The sequence below is a fragment of the Micromonospora sp. NPDC049799 genome (assembly GCF_040656655.1).
Lineage (GTDB): Bacteria > Actinomycetota > Actinomycetes > Mycobacteriales > Micromonosporaceae > Micromonospora.
In genome coordinates, this window is record NZ_JBFAMU010000474.1 from 1 (window position 1) to 3,824 (window position 3,824).

The 3,824-nt window shown below is 70.7% G+C and carries 3 protein-coding genes and 1 pseudogene; all 4 read right to left on the reverse strand.

The genetic code is table 11. The annotated features are described in order from the left end of the window. Positions 1 to 32 precede the first annotated feature (32 nt). Positions 33 to 1,568, reverse strand: a complete 1,536-nt coding sequence (locus AB0I76_RS24740) for a hypothetical protein (protein WP_357039916.1) — start codon at positions 1,566 to 1,568, stop codon at positions 33 to 35. A gap of 184 nt (positions 1,569 to 1,752) precedes the next feature. Continuing rightward, on the reverse strand, positions 1,753 to 2,097 hold the full coding sequence (locus tag AB0I76_RS24745) for a DUF779 domain-containing protein (protein WP_357039922.1): 345 nt from the start codon (positions 2,095 to 2,097) through the stop codon (positions 1,753 to 1,755). Continuing rightward, complete coding sequence (gene adh, locus AB0I76_RS24750) at positions 2,094 to 3,599, reverse strand: aldehyde dehydrogenase (protein WP_357039919.1); 1,506 nt, start codon at positions 3,597 to 3,599, stop codon at positions 2,094 to 2,096. The genes AB0I76_RS24745 and adh overlap by 4 nt, the downstream gene beginning before the upstream one ends. Before the next feature lie 46 nt (positions 3,600 to 3,645). Next, positions 3,646 to 3,824 (reverse strand): annotated as a pseudogene (locus AB0I76_RS24755) (transcriptional regulator); the annotation flags it as partial.

The window sequence follows — 3,824 nt, forward strand, 5'->3', positions numbered from 1 at the left end:
TGGGGGGCGGGGGTGGGGGGTGGGGTGGGGTGTCAGCCTAGGCCGTTGACTGACGGGGTGCGTTCGCAGTGGTTCGGCAGGTCACCCGGGAGGAGGCCGTAGCGGGCTACCAGGAAGGCGGCGTCGCTGAGCGTCTCGTTGCCGGTCACACCGGAGATCACGATCCGGCGGTTGAACTGGAGCGCTACGCCCGTGGCGGCGGAGATCGCTTCGACCGCGGTGAGCGTCCGGCCGTCGTCACCGAAGTCCTCGTCCAGGTCGCCGTCGGGCTCGTACCCGGCCAGGGCGATGTTCGGCCACGCCTGGCCAGCGGCGACGAGCCCACCGTCGGGGCGGACCACGACGCCGAGCGCACCGGCGCTGCCCTCGAACTCGGTGCGCACTCTCCCCCGAATGCCGAAGGTCGGGTCCAGCGAGCCGTCCGCCCGGAACCGCATCAGGCCGAAAGCGGTCGGCTGAAACAGGTTGCCGGTCACGCCGGCGGCGACGATCCGCCCCTTCTGGTCCACCACCACGTCGTTGGCGCCGTTGATTCCCGCGCCCGGGAACGTCTCGACCACCACCCCGCCGGTGCCGAAGCTCCGGTCGACCCCACCGTCGGGTGTGAGGCGAGCCAGCCCGAATGACGTGACGCCCTGGTTCTCTGCGGTGCCGGCCAGCACGATCCGCCCGTCCCGCTGCACGGCGAGGGCGAATGCGCCCGCGTCACCGCCGGGCATCGGCACCACCACCGAGCCCCCCTCCCCGAAGCTCGGGTCCAGCCGGCCGTCGGGCAGGAACCGGGCGGCGGCGAAACCGGGATTGCCCTCGGCGTCGTTTGCGCCCCCGGCCGCCAGGATCCGCCCGTTCGACAGAACGACGACGTCGCTGGCTGCGGCGCTGCGGGCCATCCCGACCGGGGCGACCACGATCCCGCCGCTGCCGAAACTCTCGTCGAGCTCGCCGTCGGCCCGGTAGCGGACCAACGCGAAGCCGAGTTCGCCCGGACCGCCCAGGCCCGCGGTGCCGACCGCCACCAGCTTTCCCTTCGGCCCGGTCGCGATCGCCTGGGCACCGCCGCCGACGCCGCGGGGAATCGGCGTGACCACTCGGCCCTCGTCGCCGAAGTCCGGGTCGGCCGTGCCGTCGCAGCGGTACTTGACCAGCACGAACTCGTCGGACTCGTAGTTCTGGTCGCCGCCCGCGGTCACGATCGCGCCGTCTCGCAGCACGGTCAGGCCGTTCGCCGCGTACGCCTGCTCGGCGAATCGGGTGACGGTGACGCCCCGGGTGCCGAAGGTCGGGTCCAGTTCACCCGGTCCGGCGGTCTCGATCAGTGGCACCTGGTCGTACGGCTCGGCGAAGGTGCGCGGCGCATCGTCGGGGAGCAGCCGCACCTGCCGCTGCTCGCGGAGTCGGGTCAGCACGTCGGTCGGCCGGTCCGGTCCGGTGGTCGCGGATACCTCAGCTGCCCGCCCGGCCGACGTGCCGGACGGCCCGGCGTGAAGGCCGCAGCCGGCGACGGCGGTCGCCGCGAGCAGTACTGCCCCGGCCAGGCCGAGCCGTGACGAGGAACGAATGGTCAGCATCAGACACCCCTATCGGCAGGAAGAACCGCAGGAGCATCACAACCCCCAAGCCAGACGAAGATGCACAAGAACGAGGTATTTACCCCATTCGGGCCCGCCCGCTCTCGGCGATCTTGCACTTTGTGCCTCGACAAGTAGCGCAAATGCCGCATGTCGGGGGCAGAAAGTGCAAGATCGCCGGAGGTTACGCCAGGGTGGAGCGGACCAGGAAACGCACGCCCTCCGGGGCCTCCAGGGAGAAGCCGCTGCCCCGGCCGGGGACCACGTCGACCGTCAACCTCGTGTGCTTCCACAACTCCCACTGGGACTTCGACATCCAGAACTCGACCGGCTCGTCGACGCCGTCCACCGTCAGCGACGCCAGCAGGACGTCCGACGAACCGGTACGGAACTCGCCGGCGGGGTAGCACATCGGGGCGCTGCCGTCGCAGCAGCCGCCGGACTGGTGGAACATCAGCGGCCCGTGCTGCCCCCGCAGCGACCGGATCAGCTCGGCCGCCGCGGGGGTGAGGGAGACCACGTGCATCAGAAGAAGCCCAGCTTCTTGGTGGAGTAGCTGACCAGCAGGTTCTTCGTCTGCTGGTAGTGCTCCAGCATCATCCGGTGGTTCTCCCGGCCGATGCCGGACTGCTTGTACCCGCCGAACGCGGCGTGCGCCGGGTAGGCGTGGTAGCAGTTCGTCCAGACCCGGCCGGCCTGGATGGCCCGCCCGGCCCGGTACGCGGTGTTCATGTCCCGCGTCCACACGCCGGCGCCCAGCCCGTACAGCGTGTCGTTGGCGATCTTCACGGCGTCGTCGAGGTCGGCGAAGGAGGTCACCGAGACCACCGGCCCGAAGATCTCCTCCTGGAAGATCCGCATCGAGTTGTCACCCTCGAAGATCGTCGGCTGCACGTAGTACCCGCCGGACAGCTCACCGCCCAGGTCCGCCCGCTCCCCGCCGGTGAGGACGCGAGCACCCTCCTGGCGACCGATGTCCAGGTAGGACAGGATCTTCTCCAACTGGTCGTTGCTCGCCTGCGCACCGATCATCGTGTCGGTGTCCAGCGGATGCCCCTGCGTGACGGCCCGGGTGCGGTCGACGGCCGCCGCCAGGAAGTCCGCGTAGTGGCCCTGCTGGATGAGCGCCCGGGACGGGCAGGTGCAGACCTCGCCCTGGTTGAGGGCGAACATGGTGAAACCTTCGAGTGCCTTGTCCAAGAAGTCGTCGCGGGACGCGCTGACGTCGTCGAAGAAGAGGTTCGGGCTCTTGCCGCCCAGCTCCAGCGTGACGGGTTTGATGTTCTCGCTGGCGTACTGCATGATCAGCCGCCCGGTGGTGGTCTCGCCGGTGAACGCGACCTTCGCCACCCGGGGCGAGGACGCCAGCGGCTTGCCCGCCTCGACGCCGAAGCCGTTGACGATGTTGAGCACGCCCGGCGGCAGCAGGTCCGCCACCAGGGACAGCCAGTAGTGGATCGACGCGGGGGTCTGCTCGGCCGGCTTGAGCACCACCGTGTTGCCGGCGGCCAGCGCCGGGGCGAGCTTCCACGTCGCCATGAGGATCGGGAAATTCCACGGGATGATCTGGGCGACCACACCGAGCGGCTCGTGGAAGTGGTAGGCGACGGTGTCGTCGTCCAACTCGCCGAGGGAGCCCTCCTGCGCGCGGATCGCGCCGGCGAAGTAGCGGAAGTGGTCGATGGCCAGGGGGATGTCGGCGGCGAGCGTCTCGCGTACCGGCTTGCCGTTCTCCCAGGTCTCGGCGATCGCCAGGGCTTCCAGGTTCTCCTGCATCCGGTCGGCGATCCGGTGGAGGATCAGCGCCCGCTCGGCGACTGAAGTGCGGCCCCACGCGTCGGCGGCACCGTGGGCCGCGTCGAGGGCCTTCTCCACGTCCTCGGCCGTGCCCCGGGCGACCTCGCAGAAGGTCTGCCCGGTCACCGGGCTGGGGTTCTCGAAGTACCGGCCATGGTGCGGCTTGGAGTACTCGCCGCCGATGAAGTGGTCGTAGCGGGACTGCCAGTGGGTGGGTGCGTCGTAGCGTGTCATCGGAACCTCCGCCGTGCGATGGGGTGGTTGGCGGAGGACGCTAGTGTCACCGACGTTGCAGGAACGTTGCGCGCTCCACCGCGTACTCCCGGGAGAGCTGGCGGACGCGCGCGACCGCGAGTGGCCGGCGCGGCGCCGCCGCCGGCAGCGCCCGCGCCAGGGCCTCCCACGCGGTCAGGTCGTCGGCCCCGGCGGGCGGCGCGGTCCAGGCCGCGAGCAGCGCCG